This is a genomic window from Pleionea sp. CnH1-48 (assembly GCF_024124665.1).
GTDB lineage: Bacteria > Pseudomonadota > Gammaproteobacteria > Enterobacterales > Kangiellaceae > JAMXSB01.
The window spans coordinates 32,618-54,746 of record NZ_JAMXSB010000008.1; the positions used below are offsets into that span (position 1 = coordinate 32,618).

General features: G+C 42.7%; 17 protein-coding genes. 8 read left to right on the forward strand and 9 right to left on the reverse strand.

Features of this window, described 5'->3' with window-relative positions; all coding sequences use genetic code 11:
• Positions 1 to 97: 97 nt before the first annotated feature.
• Positions 98 to 718 carry a TetR/AcrR family transcriptional regulator gene (locus tag NH399_RS13545; RefSeq protein WP_253040928.1) on the reverse strand — a complete coding sequence of 207 codons (621 nt, stop codon included), beginning with the start codon at positions 716 to 718 and terminating at the stop codon, positions 98 to 100.
• A 138-nt stretch (positions 719 to 856) separates the two neighbouring features.
• Between NH399_RS13545 and NH399_RS13550 the strand changes: the two genes are divergently transcribed.
• On the forward strand, positions 857 to 3,829 hold the full coding sequence (locus tag NH399_RS13550; RefSeq protein WP_253040930.1) for a response regulator: 2,973 nt from the start codon (positions 857 to 859) through the stop codon (positions 3,827 to 3,829).
• Between the two features lie 21 nt (positions 3,830 to 3,850).
• On the opposite strand, the gene NH399_RS13555 is transcribed toward NH399_RS13550, so the two are convergent.
• From NH399_RS13555 to NH399_RS13570, 4 genes are all read right to left on the reverse strand, one after another.
• A complete protein-coding gene (locus NH399_RS13555) occupies positions 3,851 to 7,093 on the reverse strand; it encodes a two-component regulator propeller domain-containing protein (RefSeq protein ID WP_253040932.1) in 3,243 nt (1,080 codons plus the stop codon).
• Positions 7,094 to 7,172: 79 nt separating this feature from the next.
• A complete protein-coding gene (locus NH399_RS13560; protein ID WP_253040934.1) occupies positions 7,173 to 8,819 on the reverse strand; it encodes a S8 family peptidase in 1,647 nt (548 codons plus the stop codon).
• Positions 8,820 to 9,073: 254 nt separating this feature from the next.
• Complete coding sequence (locus NH399_RS13565; protein WP_253040936.1) at positions 9,074 to 10,366, reverse strand: S8 family serine peptidase; 1,293 nt, start codon at positions 10,364 to 10,366, stop codon at positions 9,074 to 9,076.
• A gap of 376 nt (positions 10,367 to 10,742) precedes the next feature.
• Positions 10,743 to 11,207 carry a glutaredoxin family protein gene (locus NH399_RS13570; RefSeq protein WP_253040938.1) on the reverse strand — a complete coding sequence of 155 codons (465 nt, stop codon included), beginning with the start codon at positions 11,205 to 11,207 and terminating at the stop codon, positions 10,743 to 10,745.
• A 48-nt stretch (positions 11,208 to 11,255) separates the two neighbouring features.
• Between NH399_RS13570 and nfi the strand changes: the two genes are divergently transcribed.
• Positions 11,256 to 11,975: a deoxyribonuclease V gene (nfi, locus tag NH399_RS13575; RefSeq protein ID WP_253040940.1), complete on the forward strand. Its 720-nt coding sequence runs from the start codon at positions 11,256 to 11,258 to the stop codon at positions 11,973 to 11,975.
• Positions 11,976 to 12,099: 124 nt separating this feature from the next.
• Here nfi and NH399_RS13580 read toward each other — a convergent pair whose 3' ends face one another.
• Positions 12,100 to 12,837: a CARDB domain-containing protein gene (locus tag NH399_RS13580; RefSeq protein WP_253040942.1), complete on the reverse strand. Its 738-nt coding sequence runs from the start codon at positions 12,835 to 12,837 to the stop codon at positions 12,100 to 12,102.
• A gap of 297 nt (positions 12,838 to 13,134) precedes the next feature.
• Between NH399_RS13580 and NH399_RS13585 the strand changes: the two genes are divergently transcribed.
• The 4 genes from NH399_RS13585 (at position 13,135) to NH399_RS13600 (ending at position 16,899) form a co-directional block, all read left to right on the forward strand.
• Positions 13,135 to 13,452, forward strand: coding sequence for an SET domain-containing protein-lysine N-methyltransferase (locus NH399_RS13585; protein ID WP_253040944.1), 318 nt, complete (start codon positions 13,135 to 13,137; stop codon positions 13,450 to 13,452).
• A 372-nt stretch (positions 13,453 to 13,824) separates the two neighbouring features.
• Positions 13,825 to 15,732, forward strand: coding sequence for a trypsin-like serine protease (locus NH399_RS13590; protein ID WP_253040946.1), 1,908 nt, complete (start codon positions 13,825 to 13,827; stop codon positions 15,730 to 15,732).
• A gap of 54 nt (positions 15,733 to 15,786) precedes the next feature.
• Positions 15,787 to 16,200: a hypothetical protein gene (locus NH399_RS13595; RefSeq protein ID WP_253040948.1), complete on the forward strand. Its 414-nt coding sequence runs from the start codon at positions 15,787 to 15,789 to the stop codon at positions 16,198 to 16,200.
• 168 nt (positions 16,201 to 16,368) lie between these two features.
• Positions 16,369 to 16,899, forward strand: coding sequence for an adenine-specific methyltransferase EcoRI family protein (locus NH399_RS13600; RefSeq protein ID WP_253040950.1), 531 nt, complete (start codon positions 16,369 to 16,371; stop codon positions 16,897 to 16,899).
• An 11-nt stretch (positions 16,900 to 16,910) separates the two neighbouring features.
• Here NH399_RS13600 and NH399_RS13605 read toward each other — a convergent pair whose 3' ends face one another.
• The 3 genes from NH399_RS13605 to NH399_RS13615 all read right to left on the reverse strand — a co-directional run bounded on the left by NH399_RS13605 (position 16,911) and on the right by NH399_RS13615 (position 20,918).
• Positions 16,911 to 18,782 carry a M14 family zinc carboxypeptidase gene (locus tag NH399_RS13605; protein WP_253040952.1) on the reverse strand — a complete coding sequence of 624 codons (1,872 nt, stop codon included), beginning with the start codon at positions 18,780 to 18,782 and terminating at the stop codon, positions 16,911 to 16,913.
• Entirely contained in the window at positions 18,779 to 19,849 is a 1,071-nt protein-coding gene (locus tag NH399_RS13610; protein WP_253040954.1) for a hypothetical protein, read from the reverse strand. Before NH399_RS13610 ends, NH399_RS13605 begins: the two co-directional genes overlap by 4 nt.
• 166 nt (positions 19,850 to 20,015) lie before the next feature.
• A complete protein-coding gene (locus NH399_RS13615) occupies positions 20,016 to 20,918 on the reverse strand; it encodes a hypothetical protein (protein ID WP_253040956.1) in 903 nt (300 codons plus the stop codon).
• Positions 20,919 to 21,116: 198 nt separating this feature from the next.
• Here NH399_RS13615 and NH399_RS13620 point away from each other — a divergent pair, with 198 nt between their 5' ends.
• Complete coding sequence (locus tag NH399_RS13620) at positions 21,117 to 21,536, forward strand: hypothetical protein (protein ID WP_253040958.1); 420 nt, start codon at positions 21,117 to 21,119, stop codon at positions 21,534 to 21,536.
• Positions 21,537 to 21,665: 129 nt separating this feature from the next.
• Entirely contained in the window at positions 21,666 to 22,121 is a 456-nt protein-coding gene (locus NH399_RS13625; RefSeq protein ID WP_253040960.1) for a nuclear transport factor 2 family protein, read from the forward strand.
• Positions 22,122 to 22,129: the final 8 nt, after the last annotated feature.

Here is a 22,129-nt window from a genome sequence, read left to right on the forward strand (position 1 = left end):
TGTTTACCTCTATTTATATGACCAGTCGTCTTTAAACCAGCAAAATATATGACCGGTCGTCTTATTTCAAGCCAAAATTTTTTTCTACAACAAAATCTTAAACAAAAAACTGCTCTAATTGATTTCGGAAAATAGTAAATGGCTGACAGTTACGTGATGCTTTCATGCGCATCACAGCCCCTTCCCAGGCACAATGAATAAACTCAGCCAACTCAGCACAATTGCAATGCTCACAACATAATTCACCGCAATCTTGTGCCGCTCTTAAACAATCTGCAATAAGCGACACCTGTTTATTAAATAGCTTATCAACAGTTGCTCGGATCCCTTCGTTTTCATCCGCCATCTCTAAGCAGAGATTGCCTATAATACACCCGCCATTGAACTCTTCACTTTTGTAGTCCTGATGGATACCATCAAAAAAGTTCAAAATGCGTTGTTTAGGACTAAGGTCAGAACCCATTAACACGGCACGACTGTGTTCCTCATGTTGCGCAGCCACCGCTTCAAGGGCCTCAATAACAAAAGCTTCTTTACTCTCGAAGTGGTTATAAAAAGAACCTTTCGGCACACCTGCTGCCGTGGTAATCTCTTTCACGCCAGTACCGTTGTACCCTTTTTGGTACAAAACTTCGGTGCCAGCGGCCAATATGTGTTGTCTACAGTGTCCTATGCGTCCCATAGTGACAAATATATGACCGGTCGTCTTAAAAGTCAAGACAATATTCTCTCAACAACGCTTACCTCTTAGAAAGAAAGGCAAAACCGATTCATTTGACACAGAAGACGTGTTAATTTTGAGTCTTACAATAATAACTCTAAAGGGCTGTAGCCCTACATTGATGACGCTATCTTAATGACTCACTTTTCTCGATGGCAGATAGGGATTATCTCTACAGCATCTATTCTTTTCTTATGGCTCAATACCAGCCACTACCTTTTTGATACTCTACCGCCATTCGAGGTGCAACTGGCCTTTGGTATTGGCCTATTTCAGCTGATGCTTATAGGCATCACGTTTTATCATTCAAAATCCAACGCTCACGGCATAGAACCCTTATTTTGGCTAATTAACGGGACAGCGTTTCTCACTGGTTTTATCCTTGCTCTGGCATTTATCGATCAAACGATGTCTGAGCGACCATTACTCCCTAATGTGTTTATCCAGTTTTGTTATTTTTTGTTTTATACCCTGCTGATTGGTGCTATCGAAATCAAGCAATACCGCAGAGCAAGAGAATTACTAACAACCAGCAGCATTATCCGTTCTTCCACTACTCTGCTTTTTACCTTTGGACTTTTTATCTATTTCGCACTTGCCAATTATCAATCCACCAACATCGAGCAAGATAGCCAACAATCTGCCCAGTTGTTTCATATCATTATGCTGAGTTACCTGGCCGTGCAGTGGTTTGAGCAGGCATGGCATCAACGTTCTATCGCACCGACTTTCGCAGGGTTAGCATTTCTTTGTTGGGCTTTGTCTTTCTATTCAATGGAACAACCAGCTTTGCAATGGATGATCAATGGCCAGTCGACACTGCTCATTTCAACAGGCTTCTTTTTATTCATCATCAGTTTACTGCTACTGCCAGCATTGAACGACTCAGACAGTTACAATAGATCTACCAGTCGTCAAAGAAAGCTTTCTATCAATGCTTTCAGTCTGATTAGCATAATAATCATCTGGCAAATAGCACTGGTAATGTCACACGAACCAGCTCTCGTTTTGCCCGATTTAAAATCCCTTTCTCTACTTTTGATTTTGTCGGTCGCCTTACTCTTGCTCTATCTGCAAACTCGGTACGATAGAAAAGCCGCCACGCTTAAACTCCTTGAAGTGGAAAAACTGACACTCGATAATCATCAGCTAAGTTCAGAGTTAACGCACCAACATCAATCCGTTAAAGAGAAGTCTGCAATCCAGGATGCCATACTGGAGAACACTCATAACCCCATTCTGACCGTTGACCATTTTGGCAATATATTGACCTGTAACTCTGCGACCATAAGGCTCTTTGGTTACTCCGAAGAACAACTTATTGGGCAGGGATTTTCGATGTTAATCAAACCGGAAGAAGAACTGGCGCATATTTTTAACTTTCAAAGTTTTAAGCAAACCTTGATTCGCTCACCGCAGGGTTTAGAAAGAGAGTCGATAGGACTGACTAAGTCGAAAGAAGAAATTTACATCCATGTGTCATTCTCTGAATATCAATCAGAACTTCAACAAATGGTGATTATTTCCATCACCAACATCTCTCAGCAAAAGCAGGTTGAGCAAGAAGTTCTGAGATTGAAAGACGAGTTTATTGCCAACATATCACACGAGTTTAGAACGCCCCTCACCATTATCAATGGTGTCATCGATAATCAGCTGACTAACACTCAAAAAGAACAAGATAAATCTCAGTTACAATCGGCAAAACGCAATAGCCTAAGAATGATTCGTATGGTAGAACAACTGTTAGAGTTATCTAGAATTCGAGACCAAGTCTTAACTTTTTCTAACTTTAACGCTCGTTCTTTGCTCACTCAAATATGCGAAGCATTCGTTGTGGTAGCACAAAAGTCAAAAATTGAATACGAGTACCGCATCAATATGGATGTGTGGCTAAAAGCCAATCCATCCGCTATAGAAAAAATATTGTTTAATCTTCTATCTAACGCTTTTAAATATACACCACAAGATGGTCAAGTATCAGTTAGCTTATCGCAACAAGGAAACAACTACTGCCTGACGATACAAGACAGTGGGATTGGTCTTTCAAAAGAACAACAAGATAAAATATTTAACCGCTTCCACCGAATTGACAGGCAAGAAACTCGTCATATTCAAGGTGTAGGAATAGGGCTAAGTTTGGTAGACGAGCTTATATCCATACATAAGTGGAAAATGGATCTTCAATCAGAACTTAACGTCGGTACCTGTTTTTCTATTTTCATGCCTCAAAGCATGAGCACTACCAATGACTGGAGTGGCGAAAAACTAACAGACTCCACCCTGTTTGATGTAAACATTGCCACAGAATTAAGCGAGGTTGATCTCCACAATCAACGACAACAGCGCTCTGATAGTCGTCATTCAGTCCTCGTTATAGAAGATAATTTTGATATGCAAGCTCATCTGCAAAGCATTTTAGCAGAACAGCATCATTGCTTATTAGCGTCTAATGGTGAAGAAGGCATTGAGATGGCCATCAACTATGTACCAGACATTATTTTATGTGATGTCATGATGCCCGGCATTAACGGTTTTGAGGTGTTAAGAACGCTGAAGCAAACAGAAATGACAGCTCATATCCCTGTTATTATGTTAACAGCCAAAGGGGATTCAAAGAGCAAGATAGAGGGACTGGAATCCGAAGCCGATGATTACCAAACCAAACCTTTCAATGCTCAAGAGCTTCTATTGCGTATCCAAAACCAGATTCAATCCCGTCAAAGATTGCAACAAAAACTAGCTCAACAATGGGAATCTTCTGGTCAGCCCGAAACCACCTTCACTCAAAATGAAAATCAGTTCTTAAAAAAACTGCATAAACAGGTAGAAACTCATTACAAAAACTCAGAGCTGTCGATGAGCTTCATCGCCTCTGAACTAGCAATGAGTGAAAGGCAGTTACAACGAAAAGTAAAAGCTTTGCTAGGCTTTAGTCCTAATGACTTTCTCAGAAACCATCGATTAAGCGAAGCAAAAAAATTATTAACTACGACCAAACAGATAGGTCATGTCGCTCAGGAGTGTGGTTTTTCTTCACAAACCTATTTTGGGCGGTGTTTTAAAGAAAAATACGGTATGTCTCCGCGAGACTATCAAAAGCAATAGTAATGAGCTAAGCCCAAATGCTTAGCTCTCACTCACATCTAACTCAAAGGTCTCAGCATATTGTCGGATATCACCATGAGCAATGACTGTTTGTAATACGCTCGCACTGATGGATTGCTTGATCTCTAAGATTCCTAGCCATTGGCATTCTTCATAAAGACAACAGCTCTGAACGGCTAACTCCGTTAGCATCAAAGACTGCTCCCACCCTAGATCATAAGAACTGTTGCTATCAAATGGATAGAGCGAGTAGCCTACTTTCAAGATGATGGACTGCCCTTCCAGTTGCGTATCACCATAACTAAGTTGACGGGACAAGTTGGAAAACTGATTTAACATCGCGTCAATATCACCGCGGTTTTGAACAAAGCGAATAATGGCAATTTCATTATCACTCCACCGGCAAATCAACTGATACTGATGGCTCTGCTGTTGCAACTTTTGAATAAAGTTAAGTAAGACTCTTGATGCAGCCCCCTCGTCTTTCCTCCGTAAACTTTCTAATGCAGGAATACGAAGAATAGAGACACACATTTTGAGTCGATTATCAGATGTACTATCTGACTTAGAAAGCATCGCCACACATTCTTTATAGGCCCCCATAAACTCTGTCAATATCCACTGACCTGGCAGTCCCGTTTCTTGATCTCGTCCAGAGTGTGCTTTCAGATAACTAAGCTTTTTTTCAAGTTCATTATTGAGCAATTTCAACGCTTGGGTTTCATGTTCAACTCTATGATGAACCTCATTGTGAAAGTAATCTTGCTGGGCAATTTTTCTAGCTTGCACTCGAATAAATAACACTAAGGATATGATAGAGATCAAACCATAAAGCAGAAAAGCCCACCAAGAAAGCCATGGAGCAGGAAGCACCTTAATATCAATAGAGATCCCTTCTTCGTTCCAGACACCATCATTATTGCTTCCCCTAAAGTGCATTCGGTAATTGCCTGAAGGTAAATTGGTGTAGGTCGCTCGATTAAGCTCTCCGCTGTCGATCCAGTCAGAATCAAATCCTTCTAAAAAATATTGATATTGATTCTTTTGAGGTGCAGCATAGTCAAGAGCCAGGTATTCAAAGGCAATTAAATAGTCATTATGAGTGAAGATAAGAGAATCAATTTTTTCTGGTCGATTATCGAGAGCGACAGGGTCATTTTGTACCAACACTTTGGCCAGTACAATTTCTGGAACATGCTGGTTAGTCACTATGTTTTCAGGATAAAAGGTCGAAACACCATTTAATCCACCAAAATAAAGGCGCCCATCCGATGCTTTAAGATAAGCACCTTGATTAAATTCGTTTTTGTGCCACTCGATAGCCAGATTATAGTGTTGAAACTGGCCACTTCTGGGTTCAAGAACGCTGACACCGCGATTGGTACTGATCCAAAGCTTGTCATCATTTTGTTGTAGAATACCATTCACGGTACTGCTGTTTAATCCATTATGAATCGAGTAATGTTTAAAGTTTCCTCTTCCTAAACGGCGATCTTTGGCAGACCAAAAATTCAAACCGTTTGCCTGAGTCCCAATCCAGAAGTTGCCAGCCACATCTTGCAAAATAACCCAGGCAGTATTACCAGACAAACTATTCTCATCACCCGGTTGATTAATAAAGCGACTAAAAGACTTTCCGTCTTTGTTTAAACGAGCGATACCGCCACCATCCGTCGCCACCCACACATAACCGTCGTCATCCTGAATCACCTGAAAGACTTTGTTAGATGATATGCTAGTGTCATCCCCCTTATTATGAACATAACGCTCAAAACTCATATCATCTGCGTTGAGCTTATTCAAACCACCGCCATAAGTAGCTATCCATATACGCCCAGCACGGTCTTGATAAATGTCAGTAATACCATTAGCGCTTAAGCTTTTTTCGTTGTCTTCAGAATGGACAAAATGCTGAAGCGTTTGTTTTTCTATAGAATAAATATACAAGCCTTTACCACGAATACTAAAAAACAATTCTTGTTGGTCATTGACAAGTAATGCAGTAATTCTGGCTTTTGATATATCCAATTGGTTGGATGATAAGTCAAGAGAAGAAAAGCGTTGCTCTTTGGGATCCAGTATATTGATGCCACCACCAAAAGTAGCAATGTAAATCAGCCCACTCTTATCCTCAGAAAAATCGGTGACCAGGCTATGCTTAAGACTATTAGCTCGTTCGGGAACGTGCTTGTAATGAGAGAAAGCCGCCGTCACAGGATTCCAGCGATCGATGCCCTGAATAGTCCCAAACCACATGTTTCCACCGACATCTTCCATGATAGATAAAACTCGATTCGCACTAAGACCTTCTTTTTGCGAAGGCAAATAAGATAGTCTGGCAAAATCATCATCTTTCTCACGATACAAACTGATGCCAGCATCAGTCGCAACCCATAGTCGTCGATGAGTATCCTGGTAAAGTTGATAAACACGATTGTGTGTAAGACTGGTCTCATCATTCACATCATGTTTATAGTGACGAAAATGATGTGTTAATTCATCGAAACGATTAACTCCGCCCCCACGTGTCGCTATCCACATTCTTCCTCGGACATCTTCAATGATGCTTCGTATACGATTATGCGATAAGGATTGAGGATTCGATTTATCAAACTTAAATCGCTCTTCTTCATCAAAGTTGGCACTGAGCAAAAGAATGCCATCGCCGTCTGTGCCGACCCAAAACCTACCTCGAGAGTCTTCTTTAATTTCAGTAACACTCAGCTCTTTGATTAACTTCAAGGCCTTAACATCTATTTGCGTACCAGAGCCCTGACTTTCAGGTAAATCGAGAAGATAAACTCCCCCTTGTTCGGCACCAATCCACAAGCGCTGCTTGCTATCTATAAAAAGCTTATTTAAACGAATGGATGAAAGCTCTTGCCCCTCACTTTTTAGAACAACCGGCTGAAAAACACTGCTATTACTTCTACGAACATTGAGTCCTTTAAAAGTGGCAACCCAGAGGTTACCTTGCTCATCTTCGATGATGTCGCGGATGACATCGTGAGAAAGCGTATAGGCGTCTTGAGGATTATGTCGATAGACAGTAAATGTTTTGCCGTCATATCGATTTAATCCTTCTTGTGTACCAATCCAGATAAATCCAGAACGCTCCTGATAGATCACTTGAGCTGTTTTTTGTGATAAACCATGTTGAGGATAGAGATGATCAAACCGAATACTATGAATGTCCAATGCTTGCGCCAAAGCATTGCTACTCCACAACAAAACTAAGAAGTAAAAAACGCGAATTATTTTCATTGTTATCGTTATAGTAAGAAAAAAGCCGAGGGAAATACCTCGGCTTTATAGTAGTTCGGTAGACCGAAACTTAGCAAGTTTATTCTTCAGTCACCCATGCATTGATAGCAATGAATACCTGATTCAAATCCTGCCAAATTGTAGCATCTTGCCATGTTGTTGCATCTTGCCATATTGTTGCATCCTGCCACGTCGTGGCATCTTGCCATGTGGTCGCATCCTGCCACGTGGTTGCGTCTTGCCATGTCGTCGCATCTTGCCAGGCAAATCGACCAGACCGGTCAAGGAGACCATTCCATAATAAACTTTCTGCCGCACGAATATAGTAATCACCATTTTGTGCTCGCATGGCTTTGCCAGAAAAATGTTGAGAACCATTTAAATCCTGTGCGATGTTTAAGCCAACATTTGCGCATCCATTTAAGCGATTTTGAACGGCTTCAAATGCATTCACCTGACCAGCGCCTTGCTGAAAGACACTGTAAGCCAACTCTCCTGTTGATTTTTTTGCGGCTTGCGCGGTAGCCATTAAACGGCACTTAACATTATCAGGGGTAAGAGACGAGTCATCACTCAACATCAACGCAGCAATACCACTTACCACTGCCGCAGACTGAGAAGTCCCCGACATCATAAAGTACTTACCACCGTCGTGATATTCAGGGTGCTCAGAAGCTATGTGTGTATTCGATTCCATCACGCCCATTAATCGAGAACCCAATGCAACAACTTCAGGTTTAATAAACCGCTCATGAGTCGGTCCCGCTGAAGAAAAATTCGCTAAAAAATCATCGTTATTATTAGTATCGGTTGAGTTATCGGAAACTGCACCAACGGTTATGACATAAGGATTATTACCAGGAACACCGATGGTCATAGGATCTGGTCCTTGATTACCAGCTGAGGTTACAACCGTAATACCTGACTGCCACGCTGCCATCACCGCTCGATTAAGAGGATCTTGCCAATAATAGGAACGAGGAGTTGCGCTGAAAGATAAGTTTAGAACTTTGATATTAAATAGCTCTCGGTATTGCACTAACCACTGAATACCACGAATAACATCAGCATAGTTACCAGCCCCAGCTTGAGTAAACGCTTTTACATTCATCAATCTTACATTGGGTGCTAAACCATAAAATCGCCCGTAGGCATCTCTTTCGCTATTCGCAACGACACTGGTGACATGAGTGCCATGTCCACTGTCATCACTATCATTCATAACCACTTTATTGCGGATCGCATCATAGGTTCCGTACACACGGTTGCGACCATAAGCATCGTGACGTAATCCGTTAATGGATTTGAAGCCGCTGTCTAATACTGCAACGGTAACACCACTGCCCAATATCCCTGCAGCATGCAGCTGTCCCGCGCCGGTAACTTGAGAAGCCGTCGCAGGAGAAAAACCGATCCTTTGTCCCCATGCAATGCCACTCGACTGAACACTGGCATTAGGAAACAGTTCGACAGACAGTTGAATTAAATCTTGATATTGCTGTGCAGTCAGCTCAGCGGCTACCGATTGGATAATAGGCAGTTGGTGAGAAACAACAATCTTGTGTTGCTTTAAGTATTCAGACGCGGCTGAATGAGTCAAAGGAATAATATAGCTCTGAGTTTTGTCTTTGCTTACGTGGCCATAAAATAAAAGGAAATACAATGTACAAACTAACAGCAATAAGCCTGTACCTAGCCGACTTAACTTCCCAGAATCCAAAGCCATCTTTGCCCCCTTATAAAATGACTACAAATAAACTCAGCGCGACCCGCTGCAAGGTCAAAATGCCAAGGCATTCTCGCAGGTAGATAATCCACTATATTTTGCTTCTCGACGAGCTTATCAGACTACCAATGCTCCTTGAATATACCACCAAGAGATTAAAAGACCAAAACCTTGCACTGAACCACAAAGCAAAAGTGCTTCCTGATGTCATCAGAAAGCACTTTATTATAACAATAGCTTATAAAAGCGAGGATTTACATCCCTTGAACATTCAGGAAATCTTCGTCATGAGGATAGCCTGATGTGTTGTTCCAATTAGCCGTGCTCTCTGCGGCGTTAAGCAAAGCAGAACGCACATTAAAGAAGGCACTGGAGTCCATAGACTGAGGATTAGAAGCCATATACAAAGCTGCCGCACCCGCAACGTGTGGAGAAGCCATTGATGTACCACTCATGGTCGTAGTTCCACCACCTGCTCGTAATGACAGGATGCTACCACCTGGTGCCGCAATCGCTACTGGAGCAGATTGGTTGCTTGTCCAGTTAGCGCTGTTATTACCCCAGTTAGAGAAACCATTCCAGTCGTCGCCCTGCTTAGCAGAACTCACTGTGATTACAGCGTCAGAGAAACCAGCAGGTGTGTAGTTTTGAGCGTCCGCACTGCTGTTACCAGCCGCAACTACTACTACTACACCAGCGTTGCGAGCATTACAATAAGCTTCGTAGTAAGCATCGTTTCCGCTATGGCCTGAGTTGGTACAATTACCATTCACAGAACCAGCACCGCCAATACTCAAGTTAGCAACGGCAGCTTGCCCACGAGCCTGTACTTCACTCACCACCCAATCCAAACCTGCAATTGTCGAAGAAGAAGGACAAGAGCCACGACTTGAACATATCTTCACGGGGTGAATGGTTACTTCTGAGGCCACACCCACAACATCAATACCATTATCGATAGCTGCGATTGAACCCGCTACGTGGGTACCATGACCATGGTCATCATCCCAATTTTGATTACAGGAGCGACCTTTACATTTTTGTGCTGCAAACCCATTACCTAAGTTGCCCGCAATATCGGCGTGATCAGAATCGACACCGGTATCTAGAACATAAACGTGCATCCCTGCACCTTCGTTACTGTTGTTGTCAGCACCAACTCGAGAAACTCCCCAAGGAGTCGTTTGTGGATTAGATCCACCACCGCCATTACCAGGCTTGCCTTTCTGAATTTCAGGCTCTGGTACCTTGTGGATGACGTCAATTTCTACACTTGCCACTTGGGGATGATTACGTAATGAAGCCAGTCGCGCTTCTGGAACCGAAGCAGCAAATCCAAATAAAGCACTACCATAAGTATGCTTAGGAGATAAACCCAGGCTAGCGGCGATGCCTTTCGCTTTGCCCTTATTGTTAGCATGGTTACCTACTGAAAATTCAGATTTTAAAGTTACAATAACATCAACTTTACCGTTAGCCGCTTCTACTGATGCCGTTAGGCCTAAAGCCAATGCAGTTGCCGTCGCGACAGACTTCATATTAAACATTTACCTACCCCTATATTTTAATTAGCAGAGCACTATTTTGTTATTGTTTAGTTTGAATAGTAGCCATGCTAATGAGCTGTTTACTACTCGAATTAATTTAATTGGGAGCAAAATTAAAACGAGATTGATTTGGTCCGCAGTCATCATTGATAAAATTGAATATTTGCGATAGCAATAAAACGACAGATCTTCGAACAGAACCGACAAAGACGATAATAACTTTAAAAATCAACAGGTTAAAAACGTGGTAATTTAACGAGGAGAATAATCTCTTTGCCAGATTCAATATTTTCATTGAAAGTTCAATTAAATAAAGACATCTCTTGGTGACAATTAGGACACTATTTGTACATTACTCAAGCAGATTTTTTCAGTTCTACTCTTTCCCTTTCTTATAAATTTGCTCAAATCCAGCCTTAGAAAATCCATTCATCCGTTGCCTGCCTACTAAAATAACGGGCACACCGCGAGCATTAAGTCGCTTATAGTCCCGCCGAGCCTGTTTTGATTTATCGATATCCAGTTCTGTAAAAGCAATATTATTCTGCTTAAAGTAGCGCCGCGCTTTCTTGCAGACACCACACCACTCGGCGCTGTACATAATCACCTTATGCTGCTTGGTCATCTGTTGAAAATAGCGACTGGCTTTCGAAGTGCTCACATTGGTATAAGTGTTAACAGGCCCCAGTTCGACTTCTTCAACCTTCTGCTCAGCAGGAGGCTTATCACTGTAATGCAACTTGCCGTCCTTGTCTCGCCACTTATATATCTGTGCTGCTTCACCGATATTGCCAAAAAAGCCCATCGCTCCAATCAAAAATATAACGGTCGTTTTAACCATAGTTACTGCCCAGGCTCAAAATCCGGTAGAATGTTTCGCACGTTTAACTTGATTAAATTATACGCGACCCACTCTAAGATGATACCCGATCCATCACAGTTATCTGGACTCAGTGAAGAAGACGCATTAAAAATGCAGCACACTCTGGCACAAAAAATCGTCCAAAGTGACCAGTTTACATCGATAAAAACCATCGCTGGCACTGATGTCGCCTACGAAAAAGATGGGCAAGAAATCGTCTCTGCTGTCGTAGTAATGGATGCAAGCACTCTCGATGTTCTAGAAGTAGCAACCGCTAGAGATAAAATAAGCTTTCCCTATATACCAGGCCTGTTTTCTTTTCGAGAAATACCTCCCCTATTAAAAGCCTTTAAAAGTTTACAACATGTACCCGATCTCATTGTTTGTGACGGGCAAGGCATCGCTCATCCTCGACGCTTTGGACTGGCTAGTCATCTGGGAGTGCTACTTGACCGACCAACAATAGGTTGTGGAAAAACTCGACTGTGCGGTGAGCATGATGATTGTGATGACGAACGCGGTGACTTTGCGCATCTAATAGATAATGATCAAATCATCGGAGCAGCGTTAAGAACGCAAAAAAATGTTAAGCCCGTTTATGTATCTGTAGGCCACCGCATTTCGCTGCCTACGGCCATAGATTGGATTCTTAAGTTAACGCCTCGCTACCGACTTCCAGAGACCACTCGAAAAGCCGACCAGGCAGTCAATGCCATTATGAATAACCGCGAGATTATGTTTAGCTAGTCGTCACTAAGACAAGAAATAGTTATTCACTCAAAATTACAATGTCCGTCTTATAAAAGTATTAAGAGCAGCATGGGTCCATGCTGCTCAAAGCACTCATTTATTTAACGATTTAGTTCAATAGTTACCCTTGCTTGAAGTATGACAAAGTATTATTGCCTTCGTCACACTCAGCTTGTTGGTTATAGATATCTGCCGTTGCTGTTAATGAAGCATCAGGATCAAATACCCAGTAAGAAAAATAAAACGTCAAAGTCACTGTAGCGCCCGCCGCTAGACCTGCAACGCCTTGGGTCGAAGCCGCTCCTGTTCCGGGATCTAGCAAGCGAGTATAAAATAACCCAGCTGCTGACGCGCCAATGTTAGTAACATCAACTTTAACAATCGATTGTCCAGCACCATGATCCCAAACAGGATCATGAATTTTGCTAACAATTAAGTCTGCTTTTCTGCACTCATCTGGTTCCACACACAGACACATAAAGTATTCGCTGCGTTTCACCAAATTATTTCTCCGCGCAACATAACATACAGGTTCGTCATCGTATTGATTACCATAAATCCAATGAGAAGAAGGATCATTGATACCTTCATAAATGATGGATTTATCCCGTGTCACTTTACACACCGCAGCGCGCTCGCTTTCGGGTTCAACATCATTGCTTTTCTCCTGTTCGGCACGCGCACCTACCCAAGCATCACAAGTCTTAGGACACGTCATAGGTCCATTGCCCTGAATGAAGTTGGGATACCATCCCGCCTTATAGTTTTTCATTGACATGTCTTCGATGGGATCAGCATAGCTGACAACCGAAACGAAAATTACAACCAGATTCAACATCAGATTACGTATAGATTTCATGATAAAAATCTCCCTTTTATCAAGTTAAGTGCTCCAAGCAGTCATTTTCAACATAGTCGAAAAGTTAACCATCAAGCAATGGATAATCTCTGAAACCCTTTGAGCAATCTCTGAAACCAACAAAAAAACCAACCTTGAGATAATCTCAAAAGCAAGATAACAAACACACCGTATTACGACACTTGCTGTCGCCACACTCACTTATAATAAACATCCTCACGACGTAAAGCACAACACTCCTTACTCAGGAGAATCTTTTTTAATTGACTATTAGCCGTTCTATCTTAGGAGCTGTTTATGTATCAAATTATCGATGATTTAGTTGTCGCCACCCAAACCATTAAACAAGGCACGCAACTCTTTTATGACTATCACTACATTGAAGACTGGGAGCTAACCAATCCAGATATTTTATGGGACGAAAACAGACAGAACCCTTTGCTGATTACTTGTGAGTTCAAATTCATACGCCACCATGATGACCCCAACATCTGTATTCGAGGGGAAGGAATTATTGACATACTGCAAGATATCCATCCAGGTGAAGAACTCACTCACGACTATGGTGAGCTTTATCGACAATATTTGGAATATCGTTCATTAAAAGCCTCATAGCAGAGAAGAGTGATTTCAGGCCAGGGATTCGGCGCTTATCTCTTAGATATAACAAAGAAATATTACCATTAAATTTTCTGTTGTAGCTATTTTGCTACATAAAATCACTCCCCGAACATCTTTCGGTTAAAAATAAGAGACAAAAAACAAAGTATAAAAAACCCTATAAAAATCAAATCTCTACTCAATTAAAAAACGTGTTCTTTTACTACCAATTAGCCAATAGCTTTATTCATTAAGCAAACATTGAAATTCTTTTTCACTCTTAATGCATCAAGAATTCAACATACCGATACAAACCTTCAATACTCAACACAAAAACGCTCGTGATAAAAACAAAGGCATTCAAAGTAAACGACAAGGTAAAAGTCAATGAAAAACTTTTTCATTAAAGCAGGAGTCATTTGTTTAGCAAGCGTTGCATCTCTTAGTTATGCTGCATCAGATAAAGCACAGTCGACAATACGAATTATTGGTGGTGAAGAGTCAGCTAAAAATGCCTGGCCTTTTATGACGGCACTCGTAAGTCGAGGTCGAGATGCCTTTAATGGTCAAGCCTGTGGAGCCTCATTTATTGGCCGTCGCTACGTTCTGACGGCATCTCACTGTGTAGAAAACGCCAGCGCAGAAGACTTTGATGTCATTATAGGTATTCATGATCTCAAACAGGAAGCTAACGAAGGTCAACGCATCAAGGTACGCAATATCTACATGCATGAATCCTATAGCAAGCCTGTCGAGATAAACAACGACATCGCCATACTCGAATTAGAAAAAGAAGTCACAGGCGTCACACCCGTAAAAATCATGACGCCTGCCATAGCACAACAAATTGCTGCAGGAACAAAATTGACAGTTATGGGTTGGGGTAATCGTTCAACCACCAGCACTGATTATCCAGCCACTTTACACCAGGTAAACGTTAATCTTTTTTCTGACGCTCAGTGTAAACAAAACTATGGCGACCGTGTTACCGACCAGATGCTTTGCGCGGGTATACCGGAAGGCGGTAAAGACTCTTGTCAGGGCGACAGTGGCGGACCACTGGTTGTGAAGCATAATAACGAATGGTACCAGATGGGTGTTGTCAGTTGGGGTGACGGTTGTGGCGCAGCAGGAAAAGCTGGTGTCTATGCAAAAGTTTCATTGTACCCAGACTGGGTCGCTAAAAAAGTCGAAGGTGTCAGTTTACGTCAATCTCACCAATTAGGCTTTGTCGAAGCGGGCTTTAATGATGACTATTCCTATGAAGTTACTAACTTCACCACCGCACCTTTCAACATAGCTTCTGTTGAGCTAGTAGATGCAGAAAACCTCTCTAGCTACACAAAAGTAGATGATCAATGTAGTGGCAAAAGTTTAGCGGTTAATAGTTCCTGTTCAGTTAAGGTTAAAGTAAAAGGGCCTAATAATGGTAACGCCAAGTTTGCCATTAAAGTAACCACAGATAACAGCGTTGCCGGAGAAGTATCGGGGCAAACATTTTTTGCAGCGTTACCTGACGCAGGTTTTGATGTGAATGCAGCCGTCGACAGCAGCAACATTCGGTGGTCTAACGGTGGAACAGTCGCTTGGGGAACTCAGTCAACTCATACCAGTGCGGGATCAACTGCGGTTGCTAACGGCGATATTAACGATAATGAGGCGAGCATTCTTTTGGCGGTTGTAGAAAATGCTAATAAACTCAGCTTCGACTATAAAGCATCGACAGAAGAAAATTACGACTTCTTTATTGTTCAGGTAAATGGCAAAACCGTTTTTGGTAAATCAGGTGCCATGAGCGCATTTGAAAACAAAACGCTTGAATTAACAGGCAACAAAAATCGCATTGCCTTTATCTATCAGAAAGATCAAGAAGTCAGCGAAAATGATGACACCGTGTATCTCGATAAAGTCGCAGTCACATTGAATAACCGCGCACCAAGCGCAGCGGTTGCACAAGCGAGTCTGGAACTCGACGAAGGCGCCAATGTCACTCTTGATGCTTCGACCAGCAGTGACCCAGATGGCGATTCACTCAGTTATAGCTGGACTCAGGTATCAGGCCCCAATGTCACGCTAAGTCAGGCTAATGCTGCAAAAGCAACTTTTAAAGCGCCTTCGGTCACAAAAGATGAAACTCTTGTCTTTAAAGTCACCGTAACCGACGGCAAAGGTGGTTCAGCAGAAGCCAAGGTATCCGTCAAAGTTAAAAATAAGAAAGAATCTGGCGGTGGCAGCACGACCCTGGGTTTATTGATGGGGCTGGGTTTACTAGCAAGATATCGAAAAGCTCGATAAACATTGAAACAGAGGCCGTTGATACGGCTTCTGTCTTCTAACGGAGTATTAAATATGAAGCTTATTGTTTCTTTTTCTGCACTAATCATTTTGGTTTCCGCTTGCAGTTTTCAAGCGCAAAGCCAGCCTCAGCCTACCGATAAAGCGCGAACACCAGAAACCGTTTATGGCATCCAGGTCCGAGAAAACAGCATCCAGTTTAAAGTAAAAAGTAACGGCTGCACCAAATCGAAAGATTTTACTTTGAGTTATAAGATCACTCAACTGAACGCTTTTGAAATCGAACTGTTACGCAACAAGCCCGACTTTTGTCGTAAGCGGAGTTCGGTAAAGACCATCAAAACGCCATTGCCAGACATTATGCAGGCAGAAGAATCACTCAAAGTCATTTTACTGAATCCCATTGCCAAACCTCATCAACAGTGGTTGCAGGGAAAACAGCCATTTTATAACCATAACAAAAGTTGACTCTCCACCCTTTTTGAGGGTTTCGACCCTCTTTTTTCAATCCTTTCCTTTCGTAATAGAAAACTTGCAATCCAACCTATGCTCGGTATATTACGCAATTTGTCGCGTAATACCTTTGGCCGTTGCGCTCACTTTACAACCAATCATCCCAAACTAAGGTGTTTTCTAATGAGCTCAACCCACCGCAAAGTGCTACCTAGCGAGTTTTATCCAACTCCTGATGCTGTGGTTGATACGCTTATTCGCCACCTGAATTTAAAGCCAGAGGATCAGTTTCTTGAGCCTTGTCGTGGTGATGGTGCTATTTTTGATAAGGTTCCGTTGCCAGAGCAGCAAAAAGCCTATGCAGAAATTCGTGAAGGCATTGATTATCTAAATACTTCCTTCTCACCCAAAGATGTGATCATTACCAATCCGCCATTTTCTTTAACGGTAGAATTTATCCGCAAATCATTAAGTGAACTGACGGATGATGGCACCATGATCTATTTGCAGAGATTAAATTTTCTAGGCTCGAAAACGCGCATTCCTTTTTGGCAAGAGGTCGGACTGCCCGATAAAGTGTCTATTATTGTGCCACGCCCACGTTTTGTTAAAAACGCGAGCGATTCTTGTGAGTATTGTTGGTTTATCTGGGATCGTGGTGATCGGCTAACGCTGCCTAAAGGCATTAGCCATCTGGTGACACAAATTCAGTAACAGTTACCCTGCTAACGTTTCTTATTTCGTCTTACAAGCCCTAAAGCCAATAACATCCAAAGACTTAAAGCACCGCCACCAGAACCGCCGCCCGAATTGCCATTGCCGCCACCTCCCGTTGCCGTAGGATCGATAAAACCAGCCGAACCATCATTTACCAATCGCACAGTACGATCCAAACCACCACTATCGGCCTGGCTTCCATTCGTTGACTCATATCGACTCCAGGCACCATTTGACCAGTCGACTACCGTTGCAGGTGATGCGTCGAGGGAAGCGCCAGAAAGGTCTTGAGTTTGGATAGCAAATTGCAGCAACTGAGCACCGTTCATATTTGTCGAAGCAGGCACTGTAAAATTAAACAGAAAAGCATCGCTTTTGTAACGAGAGAAATGTTCCATCCCTCCTCCCGGTACATTCAACCAAGTACCCGATGTAGTACTGAGTGGTAAAGAGAAACCATTACCACTCGCGTCTTTTCCTTCAAGCGCAACACTTGGCTGTAAGGTCACCGATAAACCAGGATACTGAATTGTTTGGTCTTGAGCATTACGCCAACGCATCGGTTTATTAAACGTTATTTTAAGGCGATATTCGACATCGTTAACAAGCCCTAAATTGGTTGACTCATTCCATTGACGAGCCATTGCAGAGGTTGCTTGCCACTGCCCGGCAAAAACAACTTCAGAATTGTCAGCTCTTTCTATCCTGATCCCAGTAACCGCTGGTGGCCCGGCTTGTCGAAAGTAGCCCAGTATCGAGGCATTTGCCAACTCACTTCTCACTCGAGTAATCTGCGAGTCTGGCAAAATGAAACCGTCATGAGTCACCCCCGTTCCGCCATAATCAGCACCGCCATTAGATGACGGTTCCGTTTCTAAGGTATAAGAAGGAATTTGATAAGTATTCGCAAAATACTCATCGGTAGAACCGATACCACCACCCGGCTGAGAGGGACCATAGTCATAAGTGTTATTGTTTACTGCTCGCATTGCCGTCGCTAAGTTTTCTGTAATCGCATTGCGACGAGTGTTACTGGTCATGGGGGTAAAATAAATTTTTGTGAACGAATGCGTATCGATATAAAAACGCAATCGATTAGCCGGCCCCAAATTTGCGGCGGCTTGCAAAGCTTGAGTTTCTGGCTCAGAAGCTGGCCCCGAGCCGTGATGAACGAGAGACTGATTATCAGATGATGACCGATTTGAACTCGCCCAATAAGGATTGTTGTTACGATTAAGATCAACGCCAAAAAGATTGTCGGCTTCGGTAGCGATATCAGTATCTACACCACGCATATTTTTGCGGCGCATACGGCCATCTCTAGGTGTCGTTGATGAGTCACCAGAAAAAGTCGACAGCATCACTCGCGTAGGAGAACGTTGTGTTTGAGTAAAACCATCAATATTTAACACAGGTATAATGATAACGGAGGTGTTCTCAAGTAAGTACTGATAAAATCCTTGGTCTTGTTCGTTATCAAAAAAACGTTCAATAATGCCTGTGACGACTTCAGGAGACTGCCACTCTCGAGCATGAATACCACCATTTTGCAGCATAGCCCCTTCGATGATCATGCCTTCATGTGTCACATTATCGCCATCGCTCAACACATAAGCCCAGATATCTCTGCCCAAAAACGTTTGCCCAATAATCTGGCCATTAATATGTTGACTCACTAATGCCATGTCCTGATGGCGAGCATGCAAACTATTAAAAGTACGAAAACCATCAACAGGCAATGTTGAAGCAACTGGAACTGGCACCGGATAACCCAGTGCTAAATTACCATTACTTGAATCATTTTCGGTGTAATCAACTAATGTAGCTAACACTCCCGCCTGAAAGGCAGTTAAAAAAAACAGTGACAAAATTCGTATCATAACGATGCCTCCTTAAGTTCTTTTTTGTAGGGAGAGCGTTCGGTAAGAGATTTTGCCAAACGAGTTAAAGCAGGTTGCTCGGAATGTTTTAAGATCCAGATAAGCCGTTTGTGAAACAGACGGTCAGGCGTTTTATCAAAAGATGACGAGAGCATATCCAGATGCTCATGACCTAGTATCTTTCTTAAAGAAAAGGCTGCCGCACCACCTAAGCGTCTATCTGATAAATAGGGCAACAAAATAGTAACCACCGAGTCATCCCTATCGATATTGGTCATCTCTTCTGCTGCAACAGAAAACAAATGAGGAGACTCAAGAAGACTTGCCAAAATATTAAAACTCAAATCGGCATCAAATGTTTGTCGAACCAGAGCAACCTGATGAACGGAAAAGACAGGCCTGGCAGCCATAAAAGCTTTTTTTACCAGCCGATGCTCACCCAACTTAAGACCGATGGCCAAAGCAGCCTCTGCCACCATAGGCTCGCTCACCGACTTTACTTGCTGCTCAAATGATGAGAGAAGATAAATAGGACTCGAGTCAATCGCATCTAGCAAAGCCTCATGGTGCAGTTTAGAGTGTTGACTATAAGAGAGGGCCAACGACCAATTTTGCTTACTAATCAGGTGACGAATCTCATGGCTGTAGCGCTCAACAACCCAGCGGTTTAATATGTTTTTTGCTCTCGCTGCAATAGGAAAAACAGGAACAGGAATTGCGTAAGCACCATCTTTTAAATGCCGATAAAACTCTGGCTCTATCGACACTTGCTGGTTAAGAAAGTTTTCGGCTTCTTCCGTAGCCGCCAGCTGACTCAGGCGCAATAAGGTCTGGTAACGAATGTAGCGCTGCTCCAGCAATGACCACTGTTGTCGTTTGAGGTGAACATGACTGACAGAGATCACTTCGTTGCTTTTTACCAGCTTATCGATGCGCTCAACATATTGTTGCATATCACTACGCTCAGCCAGTTCTCTCAGTTTTTGATCCGATACGGTTTGCTGTGCGCTTGCTCCCAGCATCCCAAAGGCTAAAGCTATACTCGCTATCCGATTTAATCGCCGCATGCATTTATCTCCACCGATCCTTTTATCTAAATATAAAGAGAATCATGGCAACGATCATCTTGAATTTCTTTAATCGCCGCAAAAAGGCCGCTAGCTGGATAAGAGCCCCCTTTTTTGTTGCTCAGCAGAATAAAAAGCCATAAAAAACTCTCTCTGCTATATCAATCTAAGGTTCCACCAGCTCAATATCAGTCCCCTGGACAATGGCTTCTGCGTAATGGAGCAATAGCTCACGGTCCGGCGATTGAGTCACTCGAACACGCTGATAGTTATCATCGATTCCGTTGAGCTGATAACCGGAGATTCGTCGATGTGAGCCACTAGCACCTGACACCTTAAGGATTTGCAGATAGCGGAGCTTTATCTTAGACGAAGGTTGTAAAATCGCCTTCTCCTCAAGCATCAGGCCCCTGATGGTTATGTGTCGATAGTAGAGAACAAAAATGACGAGAGCGACAATCAAAAAAATGACGTTGACACTATGAATGGCGTTTTCCCAACCAGGCTGAAACAAAAGACGCAAAACAGGTCCAGCAACTCCAACAGCAAAGAAGGACAAAATGAAACAAATCAGAGAGGATGATGGGGCAAATACAATAGCCCCCTCCTTGCGCAGCATTCTATGAGTCGCAAAGCTTGCTATAGAGCTTCCCTCAGCTTTACTTAAGCTTGATGGGAAATGTTCTGGCTGAGGAAAGCTCCGAATATTCGACTCAGGAATGACTCTACGACGAGAAGAAAAATAAACCGCCAGGGAGATCAGTGCCAGTGGAATAAACAAGGATATAAATCGAATCATCATCTGGCTAACATAAGATCCCCGCTGCTCTGTTTTCTTGTCAAAACGTTGAATAAGCTTTTCCAGGTGAGCTATCGCCTTAACTTGCGCAGCCGCAGGTTCTTCCAGGGCTTTTAACTTCTCCAGTTTTTCATGTAATTGAACAAGACTTGCCTGATGCTGTTGATCTGCCGCGCTGGATTGCTGATAGAAGCGGGCAACAAAGTTATATAAAAGTATGGCCACCATAATAGCGACCAGCGCAGGCACAAAGCGTTGTATAGAAGTCAAAAAGTCATCCTCAAAAGCCAGCAACATGGCAGGCTTGCATATACAGGTACACAAAGCGACATTTTAAAGACTTGTACAACACCAAGACAATATGGAGATTTACGGATCGGCAAATATCGTCCAATGTTCATATCAACCGCTATACTTCTCATCGAATACTTGCCAGAATAAGACCAAGCAAATTGACGAGGAATACGCATGCTTTATAGGGGACATTGTCACTGTGGATATACTCAGATTGCTTTGCATTTGCCACAACCACTTGATCATTATGAGCCACGGCGTTGCGACTGTGACTTTTGCGTCTCAAGAAACATCAGTTACCTTTCTGCGCCGACAGGCTTGATTGAGATTAGCGCAGACACGCCACTCGATACATTACACCAAGGTTCCCAGCAGGCTGACTTTTTAGCATGTCCGCAATGCAAGACCGTTATTGCAGCAACCTTTAAGAATGATGTTATGCGAATAGGCTCTCTTAATGCACAACTACTGATAGAGCATGACAAATTAAGGCCGTCCATCAGCGTTTCACCGCAACAGCTTTCTGCGGAAGAAAAGCTGAGTCGCTGGCAACAGTTATGGTCCAAGGTAGTATTGCTACACGACTGTGTGTGATTTCCCAAATACGATATCGCTTAAAAAATTTCAATTATCGACGCAAACCTTCGACTCGCCGGATAATCCATGTCATTTTTCGTCTCTCCCTCCATAATGATTGTTAAGGTTTCGGTAGGACAAAACAAAATGATTTCTCGAACATTGCTCTTTCTATCCATTTTAATCGCCGCTCACTCCTCTCACTTGCAGGCAGACTCAACCAGTGAAATAAAGCAGGCATTAGAAAGATTTAATCAGGCATTTATGGACGCCGATACTCAAACCCTCAATACCTTGCTCACATCAAATTACGTTCACACCAACTCAGGCTCAAAACCCTTTGGAAAGACAGCCTGGTTAAACTGGTTGAAGACACGCAAGCAAGCGCTCCAAGATAAACTTTTCCACTACAAAAACTATTCGACGGAAGAACTATCGATTCAAGTGTACGGTGACAGTGCCGTGGTCACAGGAAGAAATATCGCGGAAGGAATGAACAAAGGGCAACCCTTTCAACATGATATACGCTTCACTCATCTGTGGATACGAGAACCCTCTGGTTGGAAGCGAGCAGCGTTTCATGATACCAGCACAAAAAAATAACTGGGCAA

Excerpts from the sequence above, each read along its gene's own strand:
- NH399_RS13550 (WP_253040930.1), top strand. The coding sequence starts at position 857 with ATGACTCACTTTTCTCGATGGCAGATAGGGATTATCTCTACAGCATCT.
- NH399_RS13555 (WP_253040932.1), bottom strand. The coding sequence starts at position 7,093 with ATGAAAATAATTCGCGTTTTTTACTTCTTAGTTTTGTTGTGGAGTAGC.
- NH399_RS13560 (WP_253040934.1), bottom strand. The coding sequence starts at position 8,819 with ATGGCTTTGGATTCTGGGAAGTTAAGTCGGCTAGGTACAGGCTTATTG.
- NH399_RS13565 (WP_253040936.1), bottom strand. The coding sequence starts at position 10,366 with ATGTTTAATATGAAGTCTGTCGCGACGGCAACTGCATTGGCTTTAGGC.
- NH399_RS13570 (WP_253040938.1), bottom strand. The coding sequence starts at position 11,207 with ATGGTTAAAACGACCGTTATATTTTTGATTGGAGCGATGGGCTTTTTT.
- NH399_RS13580 (WP_253040942.1), bottom strand. The coding sequence starts at position 12,837 with ATGAAATCTATACGTAATCTGATGTTGAATCTGGTTGTAATTTTCGTT.
- NH399_RS13585 (WP_253040944.1), top strand. The coding sequence starts at position 13,135 with ATGTATCAAATTATCGATGATTTAGTTGTCGCCACCCAAACCATTAAA.
- NH399_RS13590 (WP_253040946.1), top strand. The coding sequence starts at position 13,825 with ATGAAAAACTTTTTCATTAAAGCAGGAGTCATTTGTTTAGCAAGCGTT.
- NH399_RS13595 (WP_253040948.1), top strand. The coding sequence starts at position 15,787 with ATGAAGCTTATTGTTTCTTTTTCTGCACTAATCATTTTGGTTTCCGCT.
- NH399_RS13600 (WP_253040950.1), top strand. The coding sequence starts at position 16,369 with ATGAGCTCAACCCACCGCAAAGTGCTACCTAGCGAGTTTTATCCAACT.
- NH399_RS13605 (WP_253040952.1), bottom strand. The coding sequence starts at position 18,782 with ATGATACGAATTTTGTCACTGTTTTTTTTAACTGCCTTTCAGGCGGGA.
- NH399_RS13610 (WP_253040954.1), bottom strand. The coding sequence starts at position 19,849 with ATGCGGCGATTAAATCGGATAGCGAGTATAGCTTTAGCCTTTGGGATG.
- NH399_RS13620 (WP_253040958.1), top strand. The coding sequence starts at position 21,117 with ATGCTTTATAGGGGACATTGTCACTGTGGATATACTCAGATTGCTTTG.
- NH399_RS13625 (WP_253040960.1), top strand. The coding sequence starts at position 21,666 with ATGATTTCTCGAACATTGCTCTTTCTATCCATTTTAATCGCCGCTCAC.